Here is a 25,727-nt window from a genome sequence, read left to right on the forward strand (position 1 = left end):
TTTATCCACTATTAGTGACTTCAAATGCCCTCAATTTATTTTGAGTGATTAAACTATACCAAAAATGAGGTCAAGATTTTTATAGCAGCGTTCTTTTTCGTAATTCGTGTTAAAAGCAGCAAGGGCATTTTCTACCTGTTTTTTATATTCTGATTCGTCCGTTAGTAGTTTCATAATATTATTCCCAAATTCAACCGGATCATCACTAACCAAACAACCATTATCTGTTTTATTGATCAGCCCATCAATCCCCCTTGTATTACAAACTATTGGTAAACCATAAGATAGCGCTTCTACTACTTTTATTTTCGTGCCGGTTCCGCTTAGCATGGGGCATAATGCTACTTTGGCCTTTTGGTAATAGGGAGATAAATCTTCGGCAAAATTTACAGTAATAATATTAGGTGCCTTTATAGAAAGGTGCTCATTTATTTGTCCAATAATACATATCTGCAAATTGGCTGGTAATAAGGGGTATACATCATTGAAAAACCAATTGGCGGCTTTCTGATTATGTATATTGTCACTTGCCACATAAATCAGGTCAAAAGTTTTTTCTGCGTCAGAATGAAGATTCTCCGGTTTATCAAGCATCATTGGCGCCAAAGCCACCCTGTTGTTACAGAATTGACTAAAGATATATTGCTCTTCGATAGAAATGGCCAAAGCAATATCGAATAAAGATATCCGCCTGATTTCTTCTTTAAAAGATTTACCGATATTTACTTTTCTCTGTAGTTGTGCTGTTATAAAGTCGTGTGTATCAATTATTTTTACCGACTTTTTTGTGAATTGATTATTGTCAACCAATGTAGCCCAACTGGCATAGTTGATAAAGATGTAATCGTACTCGTTGTTTTTTAAAATTTTGTTAAAAGCCCGCTTAAACCTTAAGGTTACAAGCTCAGGAAATTGCAGAGGGAAAAACCAGGCCTTATTTTGATAGAAAAAATTTGGTAGTTTATAAAAAAGCAGATAAAAGAGTATATTTTTTTTTGAAGGTTTTTTTTTAATCACGTAAGTTTTATCGGCTAAGCCAGATTGCTTAAAAGCTTTAATATCTGCCTCATTCCAGCGTCCGGTGAAATATTCGCTTACAAAATCAATTTCAAAATTTCTTGATTTAAAGTAGCTTAACATGCTTAAAGCCCTGGTTCTATTCCCCGCGTTTTTTTTTAACGGGTTATCAGGCATAAAAAATAATACTTTCTTCATCTAGATATTTAGTCTGTAAAGGCCTGCATGTCAATTAAACGCCTATATAAGCCATTTTTATTCATTAACTCACTATGGCTTCCACTTTCTACAACTTCCCCTTTATCAATTACGACAATTTTATCGGCATGTTGTATGGTACTTAAACGGTGGGCTATAACGATTGAAGTACGGTTTTTCATTAAATTATTTAAAGCATCCTGTACCAGTTTTTCAGATTCTGTATCTAATGCGGATGTAGCTTCATCTAAAAGCATGATCGGAGGGTTGGCCAAAACGGCTCTGGCAATACAAACACGTTGCTTTTGCCCACCAGATAATTTATTGCCTCTATCGCCCACATTGGTTTGATAACCATTTTCGGTGTTCAGGATAAAATCGTGTGCATTTGCAATTTTAGCGGCGGCGATAATTTCTTCCTCTGTAGCGTCTGGCTTAGCAAAGGCGATATTATTAAAAATACTGTCGTTAAATAAAAACGATTCCTGGTTAACCGTCCCCATTTGTGAGCGGATACTTTCTACAGTAAGCTCCCTGTAATCATGGCCATCAATTTTAATGGTTCCTGATTTCGGATCGTGGAAACGTGGAAGCAAATCCATCAACGTGCTTTTTCCCCCACCTGAAGGGCCAACCAAGGCTACCGTTTTCCCTTTTTCAATGTCGAAGGTTATTGAGTTCAGGATTTGTTTTTCTCCATAATTAAATGATACATTTTGAACACTGATTGCGTTGTTAAAGCCATCAAGTACTTTGGCATCTGGTTGATTAACCAATAACGGTTTGGTGTCTATTAGATCCAAAACGCGTTCGCCTGCTGCAATTCCGGAATGGATTCCGCTAAAAGAATCTGTTAGTGCTTTTGCAGGTCGCATCACCTGAGAGAAAAAAGCAATATATGCAATAAATTGGCTCGTAGTTAAAGCACCTGGTTGGTTACTAATAATCAGATTCCCACCATACCAAACGATTAAAGAAACCATTAAAACACCTAAAAATTCAGAAACTGGCGAACCTAATTGCTGTCTTCTAACCATTTTTCTATTTAGATTCGAATAAAATTCATTTTCTTTCTGGAATTTTTCTTTAACTCTATCTGTTGAATTAAATGCTTTAATAATCTTGATTCCGCTTAGGGATTCATCCAAAAAACCAATCATCTTTGCAAATGATTCATGAGATTCTTTGGCTTGTTGTTTAATCCTCTTAACTATTTTACTGATAATAAATGCGGATACTGGAATGACTAATAATGAAAATAAAGTTAATTTAACAGAGATACTCAAAAGAACTATAATGTAGAAAATAAGCGTTAGTGGTTCTTTAAAAACAACTTGTAATGTATTTGTAACAGTGAATTGTACCACCTGTACATCAGAGGCAACTTTTGATATAATATCTCCTTTACGTTCGTTATTAAAATAACCTACGTGTAAATTCATCACGTTATTAAATACTGACTTACGGAGATTTAACAAGGTATGTACTCTTAAGTCTTCCATAAAACGTTGAGAGAAATATCTAAAGAAGTTTGATAGTAAAACAGAAGCTACAATGATGATGCAAACATAATTTAAAGTTTCAGCTCGACCGTTTACAATTAGTGAATGGGAAACAAAATCAGAAAACTTACCCGTAATATCAAAAGCAGAACTTGCTGAGTTAACTACATCAACAGTTCCAGATGATTTTGATGGAAGTAGTGTGTCAAAAAGTGGTACAAGTAATGTCAGATTTAGTGTTCCGAAAAGAACTGCTAATAACGTAACTATTACATAAGGTATTGCAAACTTTTCTATGGGCTTGGCAAATGATAATAAACGAAAATAAGTCTTCATTTTATGTAAAATGGAATATGTAAAAAAGGAAGATCGTTCAAGTATCGCCCTAAAAAATCTATATAAAAACTTAGCAAAGTTAAGCTTTTCAATTAAACGTTGTGTTTTTTTGAAACCGGTAAGGTTTAAAATTACAATTCTTGGTTTTAAGAATGGATGAATAAGCCCTATTATAGCTGATATATTTTAATAATCGAACATTAACATTGCAGAATTGAATAGGAATTGTTACAATACAACTTCCCTATTTTTGAGTGTTGTTTACGAGGCATTCCTGATATAAATTCAGATACTGGTTGGCTGCAATTTCCCACGAAAACTTTTCAGCCTGAGCAATTGCTTCCTTAATGCGGTTATTTTGGATGAAATCACTCATTCCATTTTTAAATACTTCCTGCATGTGTTCAGGTTCAAAATTATCGAAGTAATATGCAATATCGCCGCCAACCTCAGGGAGCGAAGTGAATTTTGAGAGAAAAACAGGTTTTCCAAAATGCATGGCTTCAATTACAGGAAGACCAAAACCTTCAGCAACAGAGGGGAATAAAAAGGCACTACAATTTTTGTAATACCAGGCTTTGTCTTCATCACTAATTGGCCCGGTAATGTGTACCCTATCCAGGCAGTTATATTTTTCGGCTTCCTCTAAAATCCGTTGTTTGTGGGGTGTTTCCCTGCCGGAAATTACCAGTTCGAAATCGTTATCTTTTAATAATGCAGGTAATAAGTGAAAGCCTTTTTGTACCGAAAGCAGACCAATAGTAAATAGAAATTTCTTTTCAGGTTTAAAAGCAGGCTGATGATTTTCATTGGATATCAATTTATCGGCTCCGTTATAAATTACACTAACCTTTCCTTTAGCTTCAGGGAAATACTGAACTACATCATTAGCTACAAACTGTGATATACATACAATTTTATCACACTGTGATATAAGCTTACCAAGTTTTTTTAAATATACCTGAATCCTGTGCGGCTTGCTAAACTTTAAATGAACCTTATTCATGTCGTGAACGGTCATTATTTTTTTTGCATTTACCTTACTGGGTCTTAATCTGCAGGTTTGATCAGACAGGTGTACTACATCAAAATCATTCTTTGGACCAAAAAATAAGCGGTCAAGACGAGAAAGATAAAGAATATCAACCAGGCCATTAAAAAGGTACTGGGTGTGTTTAAAAAGATAGAATTTTAATTTAAATTTTTCTTTATTTTCCTGGATTAATGCATCCCCTAATCCTTTCCCAAACGAAAAATAACCACAATTGGCATCTTTCATCGAATCAAAAGTTACTAAGACTTTAGGCTTTTTCATTAAATAATATTATTAGGTGATGCAAATATAGATAGATTTAAATTGTAGCCTATTTTACAATTTTATAATTCCGGTACTCAAACAACCGCAATCCTGTTAAATCCTCAATTTTTTGTAAAACCCTTCTACGAAAATTCATTTTCGGAGTTTCTTTTGTTAAATCTTTTTCAAATTTCCAGTTGGCCGCGGCAATCCTTTCCTGCATCACTTTTGGATGAGTTCCTTTAAAATGGACCAAACGATCGGCATTGTGCATATCATAAGTATCCTGCACCGGGTAATTCTCTTCAATCCACTCTTCTGTTTGATAAAACTGGTTAAAGTTGCGCACTTTGCCTTGTAGTCCCTTTGGCGGCTTTACCCAGCCGTAATGATAAATATAGGCATCAATTAGTTTAACCTTAAGTTTTCTATCGTTAATCCTAAAGCCCTGTGCATCGCGATAAGAACGTATACCTGGTAGGTTTTTGATAATCCGAACCTCTCTTCTATACCAGCGCCTCGATTCGGCGAGGTAATCGTAAGAAGCATAAAAGTGTTTATATTTTAAAAGCAGGGCTTCAACATTGCTGTTGTTCAGCTCCAATTCCATTTCTTTTTTAAGAAGGGGGAGATAATCTTCGTGGATGGCTTCATCGCCCTGGATATAAACCATCCAATCGGTATCAGCACTTATTTGGGCTAAGGCCTTATTGGTTTCATCAGCAAAAACACGACCGCCTTCTCGTATACTATCATCCCAAACCGTATCGATGGTCCTGATTTTTGGATCGATACTTTTTACCATTTCAGCCGTTTCATCAGAAGAATTGCCCAATGCAACGATAAAATCATCACACAAAGGCAGAACTGAAAGTATGGCTTCTTTGGCGGGATAATCGTTTACAATTGCATTTCGTAAAAAGGTAAAACCGGTAACTTTCATTATGGGGGCGCTTTGTAGCTAATAATTTTTGTTTCTTTGTACAAAGATAGTTTTATTGATGAATACGCATCTATCCATTTTAAGCGAAGTAAAAGCGGGCAATTATAAGGCTTTGGCAAGAACGTTAACACTTGTTGAAAATAATATCAAGCCAGCTGATTCGATTTTAAGGGATTTGGATAGTAATATAAATGTTCCCGTTGTAGGTATCACCGGGCCTCCGGGTGCTGGTAAAAGCACTTTAGTAAATGCCATAACCAATCATTTTGTGGCTGAGGGAAAACGCATTGCGATATTGGCAATAGATCCAACCTCTCCTTTTAATTTTGGCTCTTTATTGGGCGATCGCATCCGCATGGCCGGCCAATTTAATAATCCTAATGTGTATATCCGATCTTTGGCTACCAGGGGCTCTTTAGGAGGCATTTCTGCTAAAACCATCGAAATGGTTGACGTTTTAAAAGCAGCCAATTTTGATCTGATCATGGTTGAAACCGTCGGGGTGGGGCAATCGGAAGTAGAAATTGCCGGGTTGGCAGATAAAACCATCGTCGTGCTGGTTCCCGAATCGGGTGATGAAGTACAGAATATCAAGTCAGGCTTAATGGAAATCGCAGATTGTTTCGTGATTAATAAAGCTGATAGGGAAGGTGCAGATACTTTTGCCAATAATTTAAAGAAAATCGTTCACCAGGGTACCAAAACCATTCCGGTACTTAAAACAGTTGCGGATAAAAATACAGGTATCGAGACGTTATGTGAATGGATAAGTAAACCACAAACGATAGATAATAGCCGTAAAGTTTTTCTTTTTGCCGAAAAAGCCTGGAAAATTATTCAGCATAAAAAGATGCTTGATATAGATAAAAAAAGGCTGCGCGAAAAAATTCAGGCAGCCTTAGCAAAAGATGGATTTAATATATATCGGTTTGCTGATGAGTTTGATAATGATTAACTGATTAATTGTTTAAACTGGTTAACTGAGGACTAATAACTGAAAACTGCCAATTGGAACTAACTATTCATAATTTCCTCAATTTCTTCTACCTCTAATGGAATATCGGCCATTAAATCAATATTTCCATTTGATGTAATGAGAATATTGTTTTCTAAACGGATGCCCAAACCTTCTGCTGGAATATAAATGCCTGGTTCAACAGTTAAAATGTTACCAACTGCAAATGGAGTGTATCTCCCGGCAAAATCGTGCACATCGATGCCCAAATGATGAGAAGTACCATGCATGAAATATTTTTTATAAGCCGGGTAAGCGGGGCTTTGTTTTTTCACATCTTCTAAAGAAATTAAACCAAGGTTAATCAATTGTTCGGTCATAATTTCCCCAACCTGCTCGTGGTAAGTATTCCACACTATCCCCTCACCGATTAATTGGATAGATTGTTTCATCACCTGCAAAACAGCGTTGTATACTTCTTTCTGCCTTTGGGTAAAACGGCCGTTTACAGGTATTGCGCGACTCATATCAGCATTGTAATTGGCATACTCGGCCCCAAAATCGAAGAGGATTACATCTCCATCTTTGCACTCCTGGTTGTTGTCATTATAATGGAGAATATTCGCATTATGGCCGGAAGCAATAATTGGCGTATAGGCGTGCCCAGTGCCACCTTGACGGATAAATTCGTGAATAATTTCTGCTTCAATCTCATATTCCTTTACGCCGGGTTTGGTAAATTTTAACACCCTGATAAACGCATCCCGGGTTATTGCACAGGCTTTTTTTGTCAATTCAACTTCTACATCTGATTTAACGGCTCGTAAACCGCGCATAATCGGTGCCGAACGTTCATAGTGATGTAGTGGATATTTTGCTTTCATTTTTTCAATGAAACGGATATCGAGATAAGGAACTTCATGAGCATAACGGTCATTTTCATTTGTGTTTAAATAGATATGTTCAGCGTAGTTCACAATACTATGTAAAATGTTGTCAAAATCTTCCAGCCAATATATGGTCTCAATGCCTGAAGCTGCCTTTGCCTGTTCTTTGGTATACTTATAGCCCTCCCAAACCTTGATGTAATCGTTGGTCTGTCTTAAAAACAGGACTTCTCTGTACAAAGGATTAGGACAATCAGGAAATAGAAGCAATATTGTTTGTTCCTGATCGATTCCCGATAAATAAAATAAATCTGGATTTTGCTTAAAAACAAAACTCTGATCGCCACTTCTAGGAAATTCATCACTTGAATTGAAGATAGCTAATGAGTTGTTTTTTAGCTGTTTAGTGAAATTTTTTCTATTTAGTGTAAATAATGACTGATCGATAGTAGGATATTTCATGGAAATGGTATTTTTATTTGGAAATGGCCAAATGTAATAAAATGATTATTTACAGTGAAGTTTGGAACGGAGTTTGTATAAAAGTTTGAAAATTTAAAATTTTGTTTAATTTTGCGATTACTAAAAAATTAATCAATTAAATTGTTTAACCCTTAAAAAAGAAAAAAGATTATGAATTATTCTACTTTAAAGAAAAGTGTTGCGCTTTCTTTAGTGGCATTAACAGGAGTTGCTTCTCTTGCTGTCGCTCAGGATGCTCCTGCAACCACTTCTGCTGTCAAGGTATTTGGCGGTAGAGGACAGTACAGAACTTGGTCTATCGGTGTACACGGTGGTGTTTTAATGCCAGTTGTAGCTATCGGTGGTACTAACGACTTTAACAAATGGGATGCTAACTTAGGTTACGGTTTAAACATCCGTAAACAATTAGGTCACTCATTCGGTTTAGAATTAAACGGAACACGTGGTAAACTTTCTGGTACTAACGAAGGTATTTCTAACCCAGCTGTGAAAGATTTCGAAACTGAATTACAATATGCTGTAGATTTACGTGGTGTTGTTAACGTAGGTTCTATCGATTTCTTACGTCGTGAGAACTCAGTAGGTTTCTTCTTAACTGCTGGTGCTGGTTATATGGCTTATGCTCCAAAAATCACTTTAGCAAATGGTTCACAAATCGACTGGAAAGGTAAGGCTGTAGGTCCTGCTGATGACAGACATGATGCTAAAGATTACGTAAAAGGTTTCTACATTCCAGTTGGTGCTGGTGTTAAATTCAAAGTTTCTGAGCGTGTTAACTTTAACTTAGGTTACACTATGAACTTTGTTGATGCTGATAACTTAGACGGAGTTTATGCAAAAGGTCAAACTAAAGATAAATTCTCTTACGGTTATGCTGGTTTAGAATTCTCTTTAGGTTCTTCTGCTAAACCAAGTTTAGAGTGGACTAACCCATTAGCTACAATGTACGATGAGTTAAAAGATCCAACTTTACGTCAAGAAGTTGAAGCGTTGAAAAACCGTGTTTCTGCTGTTGAGAAATCTGTTGAAGATTTGAAAAAAGATACTGACGGTGACGGTGTTGCTGATCAATTCGATAAATGCCCAGGTACTCCTGCAGGTACTGCTGTTGATGGTTCAGGTTGTCCTCTTCCAAAAGCACCAGAGCCTACTGCTGCTACTAGCAATGTAACTGGTTTCGAAAAAATCGCTTTCGATTTCAACTCTTCAGTATTAAAAACTGAGTCTTACCCTACTTTAGATAAATTATCTTCAGTGTTACGTGAAAACGGTGGTAAAGTAACTGTAAACGGTTACGCTTCAAGCGAAGGTACTGCTGCATATAACTTGAAATTATCTAAAGACAGAGCTAACTCTGTTAAAACTTACTTAGTAAACTCTGGCGTAACTGCTAGTCAAGTTGCTACTAAAGGTAATGGTGAAGCTAACCCAATTGCTTCAAACGATACTGAAGAAGGTCGTATCCAAAACCGTCGTGTTGAAACTGCTAGAAACTAGTATTTCAATATAAGATTTAAGAAAGTCCCGATGAAAATCGGGACTTTTTTTATGCCTTTTAATTTTTGGTGTAAAGCTTTTTAGCTAAGTTTGTATGATGTACTTCTTTAGAAAAAAAGATCCTAACAGGCCAAATAATATTAATCTCAAGATTATGCATTTTATAAATGCGCTGGCTATCACTATTTTTCTTGTGGGTATTATCTACAAGCTTATTCAGTGGCTTGCCAAATAACCATCAATCGTATGAAACAAATTATTAATACTACTAATGCTCCAGCTCCAATTGGACCATATAGCCAGGCAGTACAAGCCGGAAACTTTTTATTCGTATCGGGTCAGGTAGCCATCAATCCTGAAAATGGAGAATTAAATATTGGTAATATCGAAGAGGAAACACATCAGGTAATGCGTAACCTTAAAGCAGTTTTATTGGAAGCTGGCTTAACTTTCGATCATGTAGTTAAATCGACCATTTTCCTAAGTGACATGGGGACCTTTGCACAGGTAAATGAAATTTACGGTCAGTATTTTACAGCTGATTTTCCTGCCCGCGAAACGGTTCAGGTTTCAGTGCTGCCTAAAAATGTTAATGTAGAAATCTCTGTAATTGCCATTGTAGGTTAATTTTGGTATTAAAAAATAGTAAATAATTTATAGCAGGCATTATTTCTTAGGTTATCTAAGGAACAGTGCCTGTTTCTTTTTGCAGCGTAAACAATTTTGCTGCGTTTTCTATTTTTAAAGCGGGATAAACCTTCTCAACTATTCGCCTATTTGCTTTTACTGCTGTCGATCGTTATTTTTAATGCACAGTTGATAAAATTGTTATTTATAAGAAACGGTAAAATATTTTGTTTAATTCGGTATTAGATACACCTGTTGAGTTTTTAAAAGGCGTTGGTCCTAGTCGTGCTGATGTTTTAAAAAAAGATCTCGGCCTGTTTACCTATCAGGACATGCTTGCGCATTATCCTTTTAGGTATATCGATCGTACAAAATATTTTAAGATCAATCAGCTTAATCCCGATTCGCAGTATATTCAGATTATCGGTCGCGTAATCAGTAAAAAAGTAATCGGAGATAAAAGGGCTAAACGTATTGTTGCCGTTTTTAAGGATGAAACGGGTATCATGGAACTGGTCTGGTTCCAGAGTCTAAAATGGGTTGATGATAACATTACGGTTGGTACGGCTTATGTGGCTTTTGGAAAACCGACCATATTTAACGGTACATTTAGTATTTCTCACCCCGAAATGGAGCTCTATCAGCGCAAACAGGTAGGCAGGGGGAACCTTACGCTTCAGCCAGTTTATAATTCAACAGAAAAGCTTAAAAAGTTTAACCTCGATTCTAAAGGGTTACAGCGTTTAATAGCTGGGCTTCTGGATCAGATTATTCCACAGGTTCCTGAAAATTTACCACAATACATTATTGATAAGTATCAGCTGCCCGATAAAAGGGTGGCACTGTTAAATATTCATTTTCCAAAGAATCAAAAAGATTTAAATGCTGCGGAAAGACGGCTCAAATTTGAAGAGTTATTCTTTATCCAATTACAGCTTTTGCATAATAAACACTTACGCCAATTAAAATTTAAGGGGTTACCTTTGAAAAAGTTGGCGAAAAGGTGAACCGTTTTTATAAAGAGTTTTTACCTTTTGAGTTAACCAATGCACAGAAGCGGGTAGTTAAAGAAATCAGAATTGATACACAGCGTGGGGTGCAGATGAACCGGCTTGTACAGGGCGACGTAGGAAGCGGTAAAACTGCCGTAGCATTGATGAGTATGCTTTTGGCAAACGACAATGGCTATCAGGCCTGCATGATGGCTCCGACCGAAATTTTGGCCCGTCAGCACTATGCTTCAATCACTGAACTGATCACTGATGATTTGGTTAAGGTGGCCATTTTAACCGGTAATACCAAAAAGAAAGACCGTACCATTTTACACGAACAGTTGGAAAGTGGCGAAATTGATATCTTAATCGGTACCCATGCTTTAATTGAAGATAAAGTTCAGTTCAGGAACTTGGGTTTGGTGGTAATTGATGAGCAGCACCGTTTTGGTGTGGAGCAGCGTGCTAAACTTTGGCGAAAGAATGTTATTCCACCACATATCCTGGTGATGACCGCTACGCCCATTCCGCGTACGCTGGCGATGACTTTATATGGTGACCTGGATGTTTCTATCATCGACGAACTACCAGCCGGAAGAAAACCTATTGAAACGAAACACCTTTACGAAGGACAGCGCCTGAGGATGTTCGGTTTTATGAAACAGGAGATTGCCAAGGGCAGGCAGGTATATATTGTTTATCCATTGATCAAAGAAAGCGAAAAGCTTGATCTTTTACATCTCGAAGCTGGAATTGAACAATTGAGTTATCAGTTTCCACGGCCGGATTACCAGATGAGCATTGTACATGGCCAGATGCCAAATGCCGACAAGCAGTTCGAAATGCAGCAATTTATTGATGGCAAGAGCCAGATAATGGTGGCTACAACTGTAATTGAAGTAGGGGTAAATGTGCCGAATGCTTCTGTAATGGTGATTGAGAATTCCGAGCGGTTCGGGCTTTCACAGCTTCACCAGCTGCGTGGTAGGGTTGGGCGTGGGGCCGAACAATCTTTCTGTATTTTAATGAGCGGCCAAAAACTGAGCAAAGAGGGAAAAATCCGCCTGGAAACCATGGTGAGAACCAATAATGGTTTTGAAATTTCTGAAATCGATCTGCAGCTTCGTGGTCCCGGCGATATTACAGGCACACAACAAAGCGGAGTTTTAGATCTGAAACTCGCTGATTTGGCTAAGGATCAGGTCATTTTATCAGAGGCTCGCAACACAGTTATCGAACTCTTTTCAGAAGATCCCCAACTAGAAAAGCCAGAAAATGCAACTTTGAAAGCCTACCTGAAAAAATTAGAAAGAGGCATTTCTCTTGATAAGATTAGTTAATCCAATAATCCGTTCCGGGTTTATTCCATTTTTACAATAAAATTTACGGCCGTATTATTTGTACTACTGTATATGATATGTGAATGTTTTTTTGAGCTACGTAAGGCTCAAAAATTATTATTTTATATTTTTTTTTAAATTCCTAATATTCCTATATTGCGTGTAACCAAATATAAACTGTTGATATGACGTTTATAAAAACTGGGTATATACACTCAGTAATTTATTAGTCCTAACATAGTTTGTTTATCAGATAAGAGGGTTTCATGATGGTTAACAGCGATTTATTGTCTTAATCAGTAAGAAATTAAGTAATTTCTTAGGGGTAGAGCGATGTAGATAATTATTTCAATAGATCGGATTTTAATAATGCAAGTGATGAGCGCTTAAGCTTACTCATGAGTATTAAATAGTATTACAATCAATATCTAACCAAAATAAATTGAAAACTATGAAAAAAAATCTATTGAGGACTTTTGCCAAAAGTAGCATGTTTCTTGTTTGTGGTAGTTGTCTTGTCTTTTCATCATCTGCCAGCACAACGCCTAGCAAATTACTGCACAAAAAAGAACCCTTTGATTTTTACAAACCTCCCCTCCAGGACATCATCGTGAAGGGAAAGGTTACGGATGCCAAAGGGCCGATACCAGGCGTAAGTGTTAAATTAAAGGGCGGTACAGCAACTACGGTAACCGATGGTTCCGGAAATTTTAGCATCAAAGTACCTGAAGATGCAACACTGGTGTTTACCTATGTGGGTTATGTAGATCAGGAGATACAGGTAAAAAATCAAACGAGTATTAATGTCCGCTTGACGGAAACCAATCAAAACCTTTCGGAAGTTATAGTAGTGGGCTATGGAACCCAGAAGAAAGCCGTTGTATCAGGTGCTGTTGCTTCAGTAAAAGGTACAGAACTGGCTAAATCTTCATCTGTAAACTTAACAAACTCTTTAGCAGGACGTTTACCGGGCGTAACGGCATTGCAAAGTAGCGGAGAACCGGGTTATGATGGCTCTACTATCAGGATCCGTGGTACCAATTCACTTGGAAACAACAATGCATTAATTGTAATTGATGGAATTCCTAACCGTGCGGGCGGTATCGAAAGGTTAAATCCAAACGATATTGAAAGCGTATCGGTTTTAAAGGATGCATCTGCCGCCATCTATGGTTCGCAGGCAGCCAACGGGGTAATTTTGATTACCACTAAATTAGGTAAATCTGGTAAGCCACAATTTTCTTACGATTTTAGCTACGGTTTGCAACAACCCACGCGTATACCTAAAATGGCCAATTCGGTACAATACGCAGAAATTTTGAATGAGCTGAATATCTTTGGTTCAGATCTTAATCCAAACGAATGGTCGGCCGCCTGGAACAGTTTTAAAACAACCGGTTCTTACCTGTCAACAGGTGGAAAAACGATTAATGCAGCCTATAAACCAGATGAAATTAGAAAATTTGGCGATGGATCGGATCCTCTACGATATCCTAATACAGACTGGTTTAAAACTACTTTCCAAAACTGGTCGCCTCAGCAAAGGCATAATGTTCAGATTAACGGAGGTAGCGAAAACGTAAAATACCTGGTTTCTCTGGGCTATCTGGATCAGGATGGCTATTATAAAAACTCTGCCACAGGATATAAGCAATATGATATGCGTTTTAACCTGGAAGCAAAATTGAGTAAATACATCACCACCACATTAGGGGTAACTGCAAGAGAAGAAGATCGTAATTTTCCAACAGTAGGCGCTGGCGATATCTTCAGGTTTTTAATGAGGGGAAGGCCGACTGAAATTGCAATTTGGCCAAATGGTCAGCCGGGAAGGGATATTGAATATGGTTATAACCCAGTAGTATCTACTACAGATTTAACTGGCTACAATAAAGATATCAGAGATTACTTTCAAACCACTGGTAAAGTAGAAATTAAAATTCCTGGTGTTGAAGGATTAAAAGTAACCGGAACTGCTGCGATAGATAAATATTCAGGCAGACAGAAAAACTGGCAATTACCCTGGACGCTTTACGATTGGGACAAAAAAACCTTTCAGGCTGATGGCGTAACACCAGTATTAACAGGAACAGTAAGGTCGCAATATACCGATCCAAGACTTAGAGAAACTGCTGGCGGACAATTAGCCATCAACTTAACCGGAATGATTAATTACGATAAAAAAATCGGCGATCATACCATTGGTTTAATGGCAGGTGTAACCCGGGAAAAAGTAACTAACGACGGTTTTACTGCTTTTAGAAGATATTTTCTTTCATCAGCAATCGAGCAATTATTGGCAGGTGATGAGAAAGAACAATCATTAGGAAATAATCCCGGCGATCCGAACAATTTATTTAACAGGGCCCGCTTAAGCTATTTTGGAAGAGCAGGCTATAACTATAAAGAAAAATACCTTGCCGAATTTTTATGGCGGGTAGATGGTTCATACATTTTTCCAACAGCCAGACGTTTTGGTTTCTTCCCAGGGGTATCGGTGGGTTGGCGATTATCAGAAGAACAGTTTTTTAAAGAAAATGTTAAGTTCGTTGACAATTTAAAATTAAGGGCATCTTATGGTCAGATGGGTGCTGAAGCCTATTTCGGAGACGCGCTGCAGGAATATCAGTACCTGAGTTTAATGAATTTTGGTACTTATGTTTTTAATGATTTAATCACTAAATCGTTAACTGAAGGTAAGGTGCCCAATTTAGATTTTGGATGGGAAGTAGCCAACAATATGAACATCGGTTTAGATGCATCTTTTCTAAAAAGCAGACTATCACTTGAATTAGATTATTTTTATAACAAGAGAACAAACATCCTGATCAGCAGAGGAAGTTCAGTGCCTGAAAGTTCGGGTATTGTAGACCGCTTACCGCCTGTTAATTTAGGAAAGGTAAATAATAAAGGTTTCGAGTTTAAATTAAGTTATAACGATAGGATTGGCGATTTAAATTATGGTGTGAGTGTAAATGGCGGTTATGCTAAAAATGAAATCATTTTTTGGGATGAAACCCCTGGTGCTCCGGAGTGGCAACGCTCAACTGGCCGCGTAACCAACTCCTGGTTAGTGTATGATTATGATGGTGTTTTTAAAGATCAGGCAGAGGTTAATGCCAATACACTTAATTATAGTGCACTCACCAGCAATTTACGTCCTGGCGATATGAAGTTTAAAGACATCAACGGTGATGGCAAAATCAATGCTGACGATAAAATTCGCTTGGATAAAAACGGTACGCCGACCTTTACCGGAGGTTTTAACTTCAATCTACAATATAAAGGGTTCGATTTATCTGTATTGATTCAGGGTGCAACTGGTGGTATGCAGATTGTTGGTTTAACTGAATCGGGTGATATTGGTAATTTCTTAGAGTGGTCATACCAAAACCGCTGGAGCATTGATAACCCAAGTTCCGTAAATCCGCGTTTATCAAACCGTGGCGCTACCTATTATACAGATAGTAACAATGCACTGAACAATACTTATTGGTTAAGGAGCAATAATTATATCAGACTTAAAAACGTGGAGTTAGGTTATACATTACCGACTACTTTAGTTGAAAAAGTTGGCTTGAACAGTGTAAGGGTTTATGCGAACGGATTGAACCTGGCCACCCTTGATAAAATCAAAATTTGGGATCCCGAATCGACCAATTCAAGTGGTCAGTATTACCCACAGGCCAGGGTAATTAATTTTGGTATTAAAGCCGCGTTTTAAATGTATAGCTATTTATCAATTACAATCAAGAATATGAAAGCAACAAATAAAAATATAAAGCTCTATATATTAGTTTCGATTACTTTTCTCGCAGTTTCCTGTAAGAAAGATTTTATGGATGTAAATCCGCCTGATAAAATATCTTCGGAATTGGTATGGAAAGACCCTGCACTTGCACAGGCCTTTGTAAATGATATTTACAATGGATTAGGAAATGGAGGGTTTTCGGAACAGATGCTGGCTTCAGTTTCCGACGAAGCTATGTTTACCCACCCAACCCGTGGTATCGATCTGATCAATAATGGAACCATTAATCCTTCTACCTTAGGGTGGATAGATGATACCTGGGCTTACAAGCAAATGTATAACCGCATAAGGGCCTGTAATACTACTGTTGAAAGAATTGTAGGTGGCGATAATGGCCTGAGCAGCCAGTCGTTAAAAGATCAGTTATTAGGCGAGGCCTATTTCTTACGTGCTTATTTCTATCAGCAATTATTACGTTATTATGGTGCTGTACCTATTATTACCAAAACATACGCGTTAACTGATGATTTTAAAATCAAACGTAATACTTATGAGGAATGTGTAAACTTTATCGTAAAAGATTGCGACGAAGCCAATAGATTGCTAACAGGCAAAACGCTTGATAAAGGACGTACCACTGCATTGGCAGCATTGGCACTTAAATCGAGAGTATTAATTTATGCTGCAAGCGACCTGCATGACAGAGCCAAACTTACTTCGAAAATTACAGGTATTGCTGCGCAAAAATTAGATTTTTTAAGTTATGCCAGTGGCAGCCAGCCAGACCGTTATCGGTTGGCGCAAACTGCTGCTAAAGCCGTTATGGATTTAGGTACAGGTTACAAATTAGATCTTGCTGCTCCGGCTTCTGTTGCCAACGGTCAGTTAAACTATAAAAGTATCGCAATGGGCGGGGCAAGTAAAGCCCCTGGTATAGATGCAACAGCCGCATCAGAATTAATTTTTGCCCGTTATTTTATTATCCAGAGCAACATTAAACATGCGCAGCAAAATGGACCAAATGGTTATCATAACTGGGCGGGTAACACGCCTATCGGTTTATTGGTAGATGATTATGAAATGCAGGATGGATCCAAATTTAACTGGGCAAACGCTGCACAAAAGGCAAACCCTTATCAAAGCAGAGACCCGCGTTTTTATGCCACCGTTTTATATGATGGTGCGGGTTGGAAACCACGCGATAAAGCTTCGGGCAATGTTGATCCTGCTAGCCAGATTCAGACTGGTATTTATGATTTAATGGACAATAGTGGCAGAATCGATTTTAAAGGTTTAGATACCCGTGGAAGTTCGATTGAAAACTGGAACGGCAGCTGGACAGGTTATTATTACCATAAATTTATCGATCCGGATCCAACCATTGTAGATGCTTCTATGTCGCAAAACGTGCCATGGCCATTCTTTAGGTACACCGAAGCCGTATTTAATTATATTGAAGCGAGTATAGAGTTAGGAGAACTGGGTAATGCTACAACCTGGTTGAACAAAATCCGTTTCAGGGCAGGCATGCCAGCTGTAACCGCAACAGATCAGGCCGGACTTAGAGAAGTTTACCGCCACGAACGGCGTATAGAAATGGCTTACGAAGAGCAGCGTTATCATGATACCCGCAGGTGGTTAATTGCTGGTGAAACATTGGGCAGAAAAGTTACTTATATCAAGGTTACTGGTAAATTTAAAGCTGGTAAAACCATGTCGGCCCCTTATCATTACGATCCAACAGTATACGATTATACTTATAGTCCGGTTGAAGAAAATGCGCAAGAGAACAGAAGCTGGGATAATAAACTTTATTTCAGGCCATTTAGCCGTGATGAAGTAAATAAAAATAATTTACTCGAACAAAATCCGGGGTACTAAACTGACCATGCTAGATAACCCGATGGATCCTGGGATTCATCGGGTTTTTTGTGGAATAAAGATTGGTCATTTTTACTTTTTAATGGAAAAAGAACTGATCTTAAACGTTTATCCATTCCCATATTTAATTTTCATAGCGTAGTTTTGCAAATAAACTTTTTTCTGTGGAAGATTCAGACCCCAACCCCGTTATTGTAAAACAAGATCCCTTCGCAGCTTTGCGATATAAGGAATTCAGATCTTTCCTTGGCATGCGATTCTTTTTTACGCTCGCCTACCAAATGCAGGCTGTTGTTATTGGTTATCATATTTACGATTTAACACACGATCCGCTAAAACTGGGTTTGGTGGGCTTATGCGAAGCCATTCCTGCAATTGGGATTGCATTATATGGCGGTTACATTGCCGATAAAAGCGAAAAACGCAGTTTATTGATCAAGATTTTTTCAGGGGTATGGTTAGCATCTGTTTTAATGCTCATCATTACCAGCAAATACCTTCACCTTAAAGAAGATCTTATTGTACTTATTATGTATGGTTTGGTTTTCTGCATCGGAATTGCCAGGGGTTTTTTCGGACCTGCAACTTTCTCATTAATGGCGAAAATTGTACCCAAAGAACTGTATCCAAATTCGAGTACATGGAACAGCAGCAGCTGGCAATTGGCAACAATTATAGGTCCCGTTGCTGGTGGTTTTGTGAACTGGCTCTGGGGAATTACAGCAGCCTATACTTTTATTGTAATATTGGTTTCTATTTCCTTGATCTGCATTTTTACACTCAAAAAACATCCGTCAACCTACGTTCCGAAAGAAAATATATTCCACAGTTTAAAGGAAGGAATCCAGTTTGTGTTTAAAACCAAGATGATGGTTTGGGCCATGAGTTTAGATCTTTTCTCTGTGTTTTTTGGTGGGGCAGTGGCGCTATTGCCAATGTTTGCAAAAGATGTTTTTCACCTGGGTTCTTATGGTTTGGGCATGATGCGTGGGGCAGCTTCCTTAGGAGCGGTTATTACGATGTTGGCCATGACCCGTTTTTCGCCGATGGGGAAACCATGGAGAAATTTGCTGATCGCAGTAACTGGTTTTGGTTTAAGCATCATCTGTTATGGTTTATCTAAAAACTTCTATTTAACCCTGTTTTTCTTATTCCTTGAAGGATCATTCGATAGCGTGAGCGTAATTATCCGTCAAACCATTATGCAATTGCTTACACCCGATGATATGCGCGGAAGGGTTTCAGCAGTGAACAGTATGTTTATCGGCTCGTCGAACGAAATCGGCGAATTCGAATCAGGGTTATCGGCCAGGCTGTTAACCTTAGTACCAGCGGTAGTTTTTGGAGGCAGTATGACAATTGCAATTGCCGGGGTTACCTGGTTAAAAACGAAATCCCTTACCAAATTAAGTTTGCAGGATATTAACGAACAAACAACAAAGGCCGCTTAATACAAAGAGTTGTCAACTTTAATAGTTCGTATGCCAAGAAGTTGACAACTCTATAATTCTTTGTGCCTTTTGTATGGATAGGAAAGCAATAGTCTGCAAGGCTTTTCGGTAGTCCTGCCTTTCCTCCAATCTTTTTGTCAATGATTGTGGTGCCTGCTGAGTGGTGCAACAAAAAGTATTTCCGTACAGTCAGGTTTAATTTAGTAAGGGCTTTGCTGCTATTAACAGTTGCAGGGCGATAGTGTTGTCAACTTTTAATAACCGTTCGCTGGAAAGTTGACAACGCCGAATGCCACCACGCAAAAAGGTCCGTGATGACACGAACCTTGGCGATGGAATATGCTTTTTATTATTCCTTTAAATGCATTAATCATCATTCAATAGCAGATATAAAATCTGTGTTTACCTGTGTGCATCTGTGGCTAAAATTTGTGACCGGTGATATTCACAATTCATAATAAAAAATAGAGGTCCGTGATGACACGAACCTTGGCGATGGAGTATGCTTTTTATTATTCCTTTAAATGCATTAATCATCATTCAATAGCAGATATAAAATCTGTGTTTATCTGTGTGCATCTGTGGCTAAAATTTTTGACAGGTGATATTCAAAGCTTCATAATAAAAAATAGAGGTCCGTGAAGACACGAACCTTGGCGATGGAGTATGCTTTTTATTATTCGTTTAAATACATTAATCACCATTCAATAGCAGATATAAAATCTGTGTTTATCTGTGTGCATCTGTGGCTAAAATTTTTGACCGTGATATTCACACTTCATAATAAAAAATAGAGGTCCGTGGAAACACGGACCTTGACTATAAATTTAAAATGATTTTAAAACTTCTTGTTCTTACCCCAGATGAGATAGATAATCGAGCCTATAAATGGGGCGAAAAGGATAATAATAAACCAGAGTACTTTTACCGTAAAACCCATGCTGTTGTTTCTCGATATGTGGTACAATGCGGTTAATATTAGCGCCAGCCATAATATGGCTGCAATAACAACAATAATGGCGATCTGATTGCTTTCTACTTGTGCTAGTAACATGGTAATGTCTTTTGTTCCTAAGCTTCAACAACTCTCTCGCCAATTTGTTGGCGCCACATGGCCTGATATAAACCATTTTGTGCAATTAATTCCTCATGTTTCCCCTGCTCGATGATATGGCCTTTCTCTAGCACATAAATTTTATCCGCATGTTTAATGGTCGATAAGCGGTGGGCAATTAAAATCGTAATGTGATCGGTCAAATCTGAAACCGAACGGATCGTTTTGGTAATTTCTTCTTCCGTGATCGAATCGAGGGAAGAAGTAGCCTCATCAAAAACTAAAATATCAGGCTGACGAAGCAGTGCCCTCGCAATGGATAAACGTTGCTTTTCTCCACCCGATACCTTAACACCACCTTCACCGATCAAAGAATCTAAACCTTTATCTGCACGTGCCAATAAGGTTTGGCAGGCTGCCTGGTTCAATACTTTATAACATTCTTCATCAGTTGCATTTGGATTAACGAATAACAGGTTTTCGCGGATGGTACCAGAAAACAACTGTGTATCCTGGGTTACAAAGCCGATTTTTTCACGTAAGGCATCAAGATCAATGTCATTGCTTGGAATACCGTTATACAAAATCTCGCCCTCTTTTGGCTGGTACAAACCAACCAGTAATTTTACCAAAGTCGTTTTTCCTGAACCTGATGGGCCAACAAAAGCAATGGTTTGTCCATTGTGGGTTTTGAACGAGATGTTCTCTAAAGCATTTCTATTCGCCGTTAAGTGTTTAAAACCAACTGTGCTAAAAGTGAGGTCCTTAATTTTATTGATAGAAGTCGGGTTCTCTGGTTTTTTATCAACAGGAGTACTTAAAATCTTTTTAAAGTTCCCTAACGAAACCTCAGCCTCACGCCAGGCCAATATTACATTTCCTAATTCCTGTAAAGGACCAAAAAGGAAGAAGGAATAGAATAAGAAAGAGAAATACTGTCCCGGGGAAATGGTATTGTCGAATATGAGCAATAACAATACAACAATCATCGAACTTCTAACCAGATTTACCGTAGTGCCCTGAACAAAACTCATGCTGCGCACATACTTTACTTTTTTCAGTTCTAAACCTAAAATTTTATAAGTGGTTTTGTTTAATCTTTCTATCTCCTGATCGGCCAGGCCTAAACTTTTAACCAGTTCGATGTTTCTTAACGATTCGGTGGTAGAACCTGCCAGAGCAGTAGTTTCGCCAACAATAGAGCGTTGGATGGTTTTGATTTTGCGGCTTAAAAACCAGCTTACAAAACTGATGATCGGGATTGCAGCGAAATAAACCAATGTTACCTTATAACTGATCGAAACCGAGTACACGATTACGAAGACCATCCCAATTAAACTCACAAAAAGCACACTGATAAATGAAGTGATAAACTTTTCAGAGTCTAAACGTACTTTTTGAAGAATGCCAAGTGTTTCTCCACTGCGTTGATCTTCGAAAACCTGATAGGGTAATTTTAAAGAGTGCTGCAAACCATCTGCATACATTTTTGCGCCAACCTTTTGTACAATTACGCTGGTAAAGTAATCCTGAAAGTTCTTCGCAATACGCGATACCATTGCCGCACCGATGGCAAGGCCAATAAAACCTAAAGCGCCCCAGATATAGGTACTTTTATCACTGAAAGATGCTCTTTTGTTAATATATAAATCCAGAATCCTTCCGGTGAAGTAAGGATCCATTAAAGAAAAGCCAATATTTATACCTGCAAGCAATAGCGCCAAAGCCACAATCCACTTGTGGTTTTTGAGGTAGTTGATTAATAATCCCATTAAGTTTTGTTGTTTGTTAGTGCAAACATAAAAAAAGGGAACGGATAAAAATCCATTCCCTTTTTTTATGACTTTAAGCTAAGATACTTAGCTAAGTTAAAGGTTAAAAACCGTAACGAATACCAATCTGCATTTGCCATGGATTACCTGATGGAGTAACAACACCAGAATTATTTACACGATAAGTATAGGCTTTGTTTGTGTTATCAAAACCTGATACTGCGTATAGTGCCTGCGATCCTAAAGTTTCGTTTACGCCCCATTTCTTGTTCAATAAATTGGCGAAATTGAATACATCTCCGGAGAATTCGAGATTATGGGTTTTATATATTTTTAGTTTATAGCTTAACCTTAAATCTACTATACCAAAGAAATCGTTAATGCCTCCATTACGTTGTGCAATGTGCCCTGAATACTTATTGATATAATCTTTTAAGCTCTGACTTGCATCAGGATTATCCAACAAAGCCTGTAATCCGGTACGGATGTTTGCAGGAACGTTTGTGTTATTTCGATCGAAAACGTAGGCTAAATCGTTAGTCGCAACAAAATCTCCATTAATATTACCACCAGCCAATAGACTATAACGTGTACCACCAATACCAGAGTAGCGAACCCCAAATCTAAAACCATAAAAACTTGGAGATGTACCATAAATAACAACCTTGCTTCTGAATTGATTATCAGAATAAGACATATTGCTCAAATCTCTTGGGTCATCTTTAACTGGTAGCGATAAGGTTGCTGAGTTTGCAACGTTACCATTAAATGAGGTATTATCTTTTGTATCATTCCAGGTATAACTTGCCGAAATTTCTCCATCCTTAAAGTAATTCCAGGTTGCATCTAAAACAACGGCAAACTGATTAACTTTTCCTTTACTGTTTAGTTCTAAGACACGGCCAAATTTATCGTTTATACGACCTGTTTTCCAATCAGCGACACCATTACTTGCATTAACAGTTGGCACAAAAACACCTCTGTTATCCTCGTTAGGCAGGGTAAAGAAAGGGGTGGCAACCATATTTCGATCTACATACATATAATTGTTGCGGCCTAAAGTTGCGTAACCTGTAATACCTACTTTTAATTTATCGGTAATTAATTTACTGTAAGATAAGTTTGCTTTATAAACTACCGGGATTTTGGCATCTTCTGCATAAGTATTAATGGTAGGCAACTGAAGCGATGAAAGGCTTGGCGTAGCAACAGTACCATTTCTGTAACCGATAAAGTTAGGCGTTGGTACATCAGCACCAAAAACATCAACAGTAGCTAAGTGTTTTCCGTCAAACGTTAAGTTGTTAATGGTTACGTAGTTGTTAACGTCAGATCCAAATATACCGGCTCCAAAACGGACAAAGTCAGTTCTGTTTTCGTTAATATCCCAGTTAAACTGGATTCTTGGCTGAACCAAAAATTGCTTTAGTTCGTGATCTGTTCTTACGCCCAATGCATCAAATAATTGTTGGTTAAGCGGCGATTTTGGATATGAACTGTAATCTATACGTAAGCCACCTATAAATTCCAGACCTTTTGCTAGTTTAGTTTGCATCTGGCCATATATTGCAGTATTCCAAATATTGGCCATAACAGTAGGATCTGCTACCAATGGTACCTCGCGGTAAAATCTATTCGCGATTAAATTGTTGAAATTTTGTACTGAAGAGATGGTAGTTCCAGTATTTGTATATTCGAAACGACCGTTTACTTCACTTCCATAAAGCGATTTGGCGCGGGTATATTGTAAGTCAACACCAAAAGTATATTTCACTTTATCAGTGTTGTAATAGAAATTATCTACCAATTGAACAACATTGTTCGTGAAACCTTCCTGACCAAAACGGTGCCCACCAATTTGGATCGCAGTCGCTGCAGAAGTACCATCAGAAAGCGTAGATGGTACATTGCTTACAATAGCCCTTGGGATAGCATAAGCTAGTTGGTCGTTTTGTGTACTTGCCTGAAAAGTATATAAGTGCTGTACTTTTAGTTCGTTGGTAATTTTGCTGCTAATGGTCGAACGTAGCGTTGCCAATAAACTGTTATCTACGTTTTTATCATTACCATAACTTTCGTAAAAGTTAATGGCAGTATTATCGGCCAAACCTAAAGGGTTTCGATCATTAGTATAATTATCGCGTACAGTTAATAAATTCTTCTCGTCTATCTGCCAATCTAAACGGGCAAATGCAGCATCAGAACCACGTTTCTTTGCAAATGATCCGTATTGTTGCGAGTTTGCTACTCCATATTTAGTTTGTGCGATGGATAGGAAATTTGCTAAAGTAGAATTTGTAATCCTAAATCTTGCCTCATCAGCAGGACCATTTATATCAGCAATAATTAGTGGGCGCGAATCTTTTTGATGATCTAAACCTACAAAATAGTGAAGTTTATCTTTGATGATCGGGCCGCCCAAAGTAAAACCATATTGATAGGTAGAGAAATCATTATCACGTTTAATACCCCTGATATCATAACGGCTAGCCAACCAATCGGCACGACCATAAATAAAAGCGCTACCGCTTACAGTATTAGTTCCTGATTTCGTTACCGCCGTTACGGTACCTCCACCAGCTCTGCCTAGCGTAACATCATATTGATTGGTTACAACCTTAAACTCACGAACAGCTTCCATAGAAATAGAATACGGAGCACCGCTACGGCTGGTGGTTGCACCTGCTGAAGTAGGATTTTTTGCATTCATACCATCAATGGTGTAATTGGTAGACGAACCTAGCTGTCCTGAGATACCTCCGCCACGGCTTAATGGTGATAAATCCATTAAGTTGGAGAAATTACGTCCGTTAACAGGTAACTGATTCATGGTTTTCGCCGAAATTTCGGTCGAGGCACCAAAATTCTGCACTTTGTTCCTTAAACCTGAAGCTACAACCTGAACAGCCTCTAAATCTTGTGAAGCTTCCTGCATGTTAATGTTCACCCTTACCACATCTCCAAGGTTTAGCATATAGCCATTTCTGGTTTGCTCTCCAAAACCCACATAAATGGCTTTTACCGAGTAAGGACCGCCCAATGGAAGCTCTTTAAAAGTATACTCTCCCTGTGCATTGGTAGAGCTTTTAGTGGTAAAACCGGTTGAATTGTTCCGGATCTGTACGGAAACACCAGGAATGGGTTTCTTTTGCTGATCGGTAATAATACCCGAAATTGATGCCTGTGTAGTTTGCGCCAGGGCTGCATTATAGGTGCAGCACAGCAGTAACAACACTGCCATTAGTAAATTTTTCGCCATTGTTTGTTTTTTTAAGTTGTTGCGAAGCTCGCTTGAGCATGTTATTTTTTTGAGCTGCTCAGGCAGGTTTCATCATCATGATTAGTTTTCTGATTATGATCACAAAGATGTTACTGTGCTGTTAACTCAATTCTGATTTTATATTAATAAAAGGTTTACTACCTGCTGCTTTTTGGTGCCGGATGTTAAAATAAATCACAGGTGATAAATTAATATGGGTAGTTTATGTTAAGCTAATGTTAAGTTTAACCTGAATCCGCAACTACAAACACCGAAAAATTTTTAAATGCTTTTCGTTTTTACTAATAATTTTTAAATTAGTGATGTGGTTACCAGGCAAACAGATCTGTTTAACGCCCAATAGCAACATTTTCTTTATCAGGCTTTTTAAATGCCTGAACTCATCCCTACAACGGGCCAAAAGCCCACATCCCATAATGATAGTGCCTTGGTATAGTGGCCATGGTGCGCAGTTTTAATGTTTT

At 38.0% G+C, this 25,727-nt stretch carries 15 protein-coding genes and 1 pseudogene; 8 read left to right on the forward strand and 8 right to left on the reverse strand.

The genetic code is table 11. From position 1 onward, the window contains the following. Window positions 1-48: 48 nt before the first annotated feature. The 4 genes from H9L23_RS23770 to H9L23_RS23785 form a co-directional block, all read right to left on the reverse strand. A complete protein-coding gene (locus H9L23_RS23770; RefSeq protein ID WP_187592632.1) occupies window positions 49-1,215 on the reverse strand; it encodes a glycosyltransferase in 1,167 nt (388 codons plus the stop codon). A gap of 8 nt (window positions 1,216-1,223) precedes the next feature. Further along, the gene (locus H9L23_RS23775) at window positions 1,224-3,053 is read right to left on the reverse strand and encodes an ABC transporter ATP-binding protein (RefSeq protein WP_187592633.1); all 1,830 of its coding nucleotides are present in this window, start codon (window positions 3,051-3,053) and stop codon (window positions 1,224-1,226) included. 244 nt (window positions 3,054-3,297) lie between these two features. Then, window positions 3,298-4,368, reverse strand: coding sequence for a glycosyltransferase family 4 protein (locus tag H9L23_RS23780; protein ID WP_187592634.1), 1,071 nt, complete (start codon window positions 4,366-4,368; stop codon window positions 3,298-3,300). A gap of 49 nt (window positions 4,369-4,417) precedes the next feature. Then, window positions 4,418-5,293 carry a glycosyltransferase family 2 protein gene (locus H9L23_RS23785; RefSeq protein WP_187592635.1) on the reverse strand — a complete coding sequence of 292 codons (876 nt, stop codon included), beginning with the start codon at window positions 5,291-5,293 and terminating at the stop codon, window positions 4,418-4,420. A gap of 58 nt (window positions 5,294-5,351) precedes the next feature. Between H9L23_RS23785 and meaB the strand changes: the two genes are divergently transcribed. Beyond that, window positions 5,352-6,248: a methylmalonyl Co-A mutase-associated GTPase MeaB gene (meaB, locus tag H9L23_RS23790; protein ID WP_187592636.1), complete on the forward strand. Its 897-nt coding sequence runs from the start codon at window positions 5,352-5,354 to the stop codon at window positions 6,246-6,248. A gap of 59 nt (window positions 6,249-6,307) precedes the next feature. Here meaB and H9L23_RS23795 read toward each other — a convergent pair whose 3' ends face one another. After that, window positions 6,308-7,597: an aminopeptidase P family protein gene (locus H9L23_RS23795; RefSeq protein ID WP_187592637.1), complete on the reverse strand. Its 1,290-nt coding sequence runs from the start codon at window positions 7,595-7,597 to the stop codon at window positions 6,308-6,310. 171 nt (window positions 7,598-7,768) lie between these two features. Between H9L23_RS23795 and H9L23_RS23800 the strand changes: the two genes are divergently transcribed. The 7 genes and pseudogenes from H9L23_RS23800 to H9L23_RS23825 all read left to right on the forward strand — a co-directional run bounded on the left by H9L23_RS23800 (window position 7,769) and on the right by H9L23_RS23825 (window position 19,157). Then, complete coding sequence (locus tag H9L23_RS23800; protein ID WP_187592638.1) at window positions 7,769-9,115, forward strand: OmpA family protein; 1,347 nt, start codon at window positions 7,769-7,771, stop codon at window positions 9,113-9,115. Window positions 9,116-9,269: 154 nt separating this feature from the next. Then, the gene (locus H9L23_RS26985) at window positions 9,270-9,350 is read left to right on the forward strand and encodes a hypothetical protein (protein WP_317175302.1); all 81 of its coding nucleotides are present in this window, start codon (window positions 9,270-9,272) and stop codon (window positions 9,348-9,350) included. 11 nt (window positions 9,351-9,361) lie between these two features. After that, the gene (locus H9L23_RS23805) at window positions 9,362-9,742 is read left to right on the forward strand and encodes a RidA family protein (protein WP_187592639.1); all 381 of its coding nucleotides are present in this window, start codon (window positions 9,362-9,364) and stop codon (window positions 9,740-9,742) included. 227 nt (window positions 9,743-9,969) lie between these two features. After that, window positions 9,970-12,074 (forward strand): annotated as a pseudogene (recG, locus tag H9L23_RS23810) (ATP-dependent DNA helicase RecG). A gap of 451 nt (window positions 12,075-12,525) precedes the next feature. Continuing rightward, window positions 12,526-15,798: a SusC/RagA family TonB-linked outer membrane protein gene (locus tag H9L23_RS23815; RefSeq protein ID WP_223191011.1), complete on the forward strand. Its 3,273-nt coding sequence runs from the start codon at window positions 12,526-12,528 to the stop codon at window positions 15,796-15,798. A gap of 33 nt (window positions 15,799-15,831) precedes the next feature. Continuing rightward, the gene (locus H9L23_RS23820) at window positions 15,832-17,706 is read left to right on the forward strand and encodes a RagB/SusD family nutrient uptake outer membrane protein (RefSeq protein WP_187592640.1); all 1,875 of its coding nucleotides are present in this window, start codon (window positions 15,832-15,834) and stop codon (window positions 17,704-17,706) included. A gap of 164 nt (window positions 17,707-17,870) precedes the next feature. Beyond that, entirely contained in the window at window positions 17,871-19,157 is a 1,287-nt protein-coding gene (locus H9L23_RS23825) for an MFS transporter (protein WP_187592641.1), read from the forward strand. 838 nt (window positions 19,158-19,995) lie between these two features. Here H9L23_RS23825 and H9L23_RS23830 read toward each other — a convergent pair. The 3 genes from H9L23_RS23830 to H9L23_RS23840 form a co-directional block, all read right to left on the reverse strand. Beyond that, window positions 19,996-20,211, reverse strand: coding sequence for a PLDc N-terminal domain-containing protein (locus H9L23_RS23830; RefSeq protein ID WP_187592642.1), 216 nt, complete (start codon window positions 20,209-20,211; stop codon window positions 19,996-19,998). A gap of 17 nt (window positions 20,212-20,228) precedes the next feature. Next, the gene (locus H9L23_RS23835; RefSeq protein WP_187592643.1) at window positions 20,229-21,983 is read right to left on the reverse strand and encodes an ABC transporter ATP-binding protein; all 1,755 of its coding nucleotides are present in this window, start codon (window positions 21,981-21,983) and stop codon (window positions 20,229-20,231) included. A 103-nt stretch (window positions 21,984-22,086) separates the two neighbouring features. After that, window positions 22,087-25,242, reverse strand: coding sequence for a TonB-dependent receptor (locus tag H9L23_RS23840; RefSeq protein ID WP_187592644.1), 3,156 nt, complete (start codon window positions 25,240-25,242; stop codon window positions 22,087-22,089). Window positions 25,243-25,727: the final 485 nt, after the last annotated feature.

Source organism: Pedobacter roseus, from assembly GCF_014395225.1.
Lineage (GTDB): Bacteria > Bacteroidota > Bacteroidia > Sphingobacteriales > Sphingobacteriaceae > Pedobacter > Pedobacter roseus.

Excerpts from the sequence above, each read along its gene's own strand:
- H9L23_RS23795 (WP_187592637.1), bottom strand. The coding sequence starts at position 7,597 with ATGAAATATCCTACTATCGATCAGTCATTATTTACACTAAATAGAAAA.
- H9L23_RS23775 (WP_187592633.1), bottom strand. The coding sequence starts at position 3,053 with ATGAAGACTTATTTTCGTTTATTATCATTTGCCAAGCCCATAGAAAAG.
- H9L23_RS23830 (WP_187592642.1), bottom strand. The coding sequence starts at position 20,211 with ATGTTACTAGCACAAGTAGAAAGCAATCAGATCGCCATTATTGTTGTT.
- H9L23_RS23785 (WP_187592635.1), bottom strand. The coding sequence starts at position 5,293 with ATGAAAGTTACCGGTTTTACCTTTTTACGAAATGCAATTGTAAACGAT.
- H9L23_RS23835 (WP_187592643.1), bottom strand. The coding sequence starts at position 21,983 with ATGGGATTATTAATCAACTACCTCAAAAACCACAAGTGGATTGTGGCT.
- H9L23_RS23780 (WP_187592634.1), bottom strand. The coding sequence starts at position 4,368 with ATGAAAAAGCCTAAAGTCTTAGTAACTTTTGATTCGATGAAAGATGCC.
- H9L23_RS23770 (WP_187592632.1), bottom strand. The coding sequence starts at position 1,215 with ATGAAGAAAGTATTATTTTTTATGCCTGATAACCCGTTAAAAAAAAAC.
- H9L23_RS23800 (WP_187592638.1), top strand. The coding sequence starts at position 7,769 with ATGAATTATTCTACTTTAAAGAAAAGTGTTGCGCTTTCTTTAGTGGCA.
- H9L23_RS23840 (WP_187592644.1), bottom strand. The coding sequence starts at position 25,242 with ATGGCGAAAAATTTACTAATGGCAGTGTTGTTACTGCTGTGCTGCACC.
- H9L23_RS23805 (WP_187592639.1), top strand. The coding sequence starts at position 9,362 with ATGAAACAAATTATTAATACTACTAATGCTCCAGCTCCAATTGGACCA.
- H9L23_RS23820 (WP_187592640.1), top strand. The coding sequence starts at position 15,832 with ATGAAAGCAACAAATAAAAATATAAAGCTCTATATATTAGTTTCGATT.
- H9L23_RS23815 (WP_223191011.1), top strand. The coding sequence starts at position 12,526 with ATGAAAAAAAATCTATTGAGGACTTTTGCCAAAAGTAGCATGTTTCTT.
- meaB (WP_187592636.1), top strand. The coding sequence starts at position 5,352 with ATGAATACGCATCTATCCATTTTAAGCGAAGTAAAAGCGGGCAATTAT.
- H9L23_RS26985 (WP_317175302.1), top strand. The coding sequence starts at position 9,270 with ATGCATTTTATAAATGCGCTGGCTATCACTATTTTTCTTGTGGGTATT.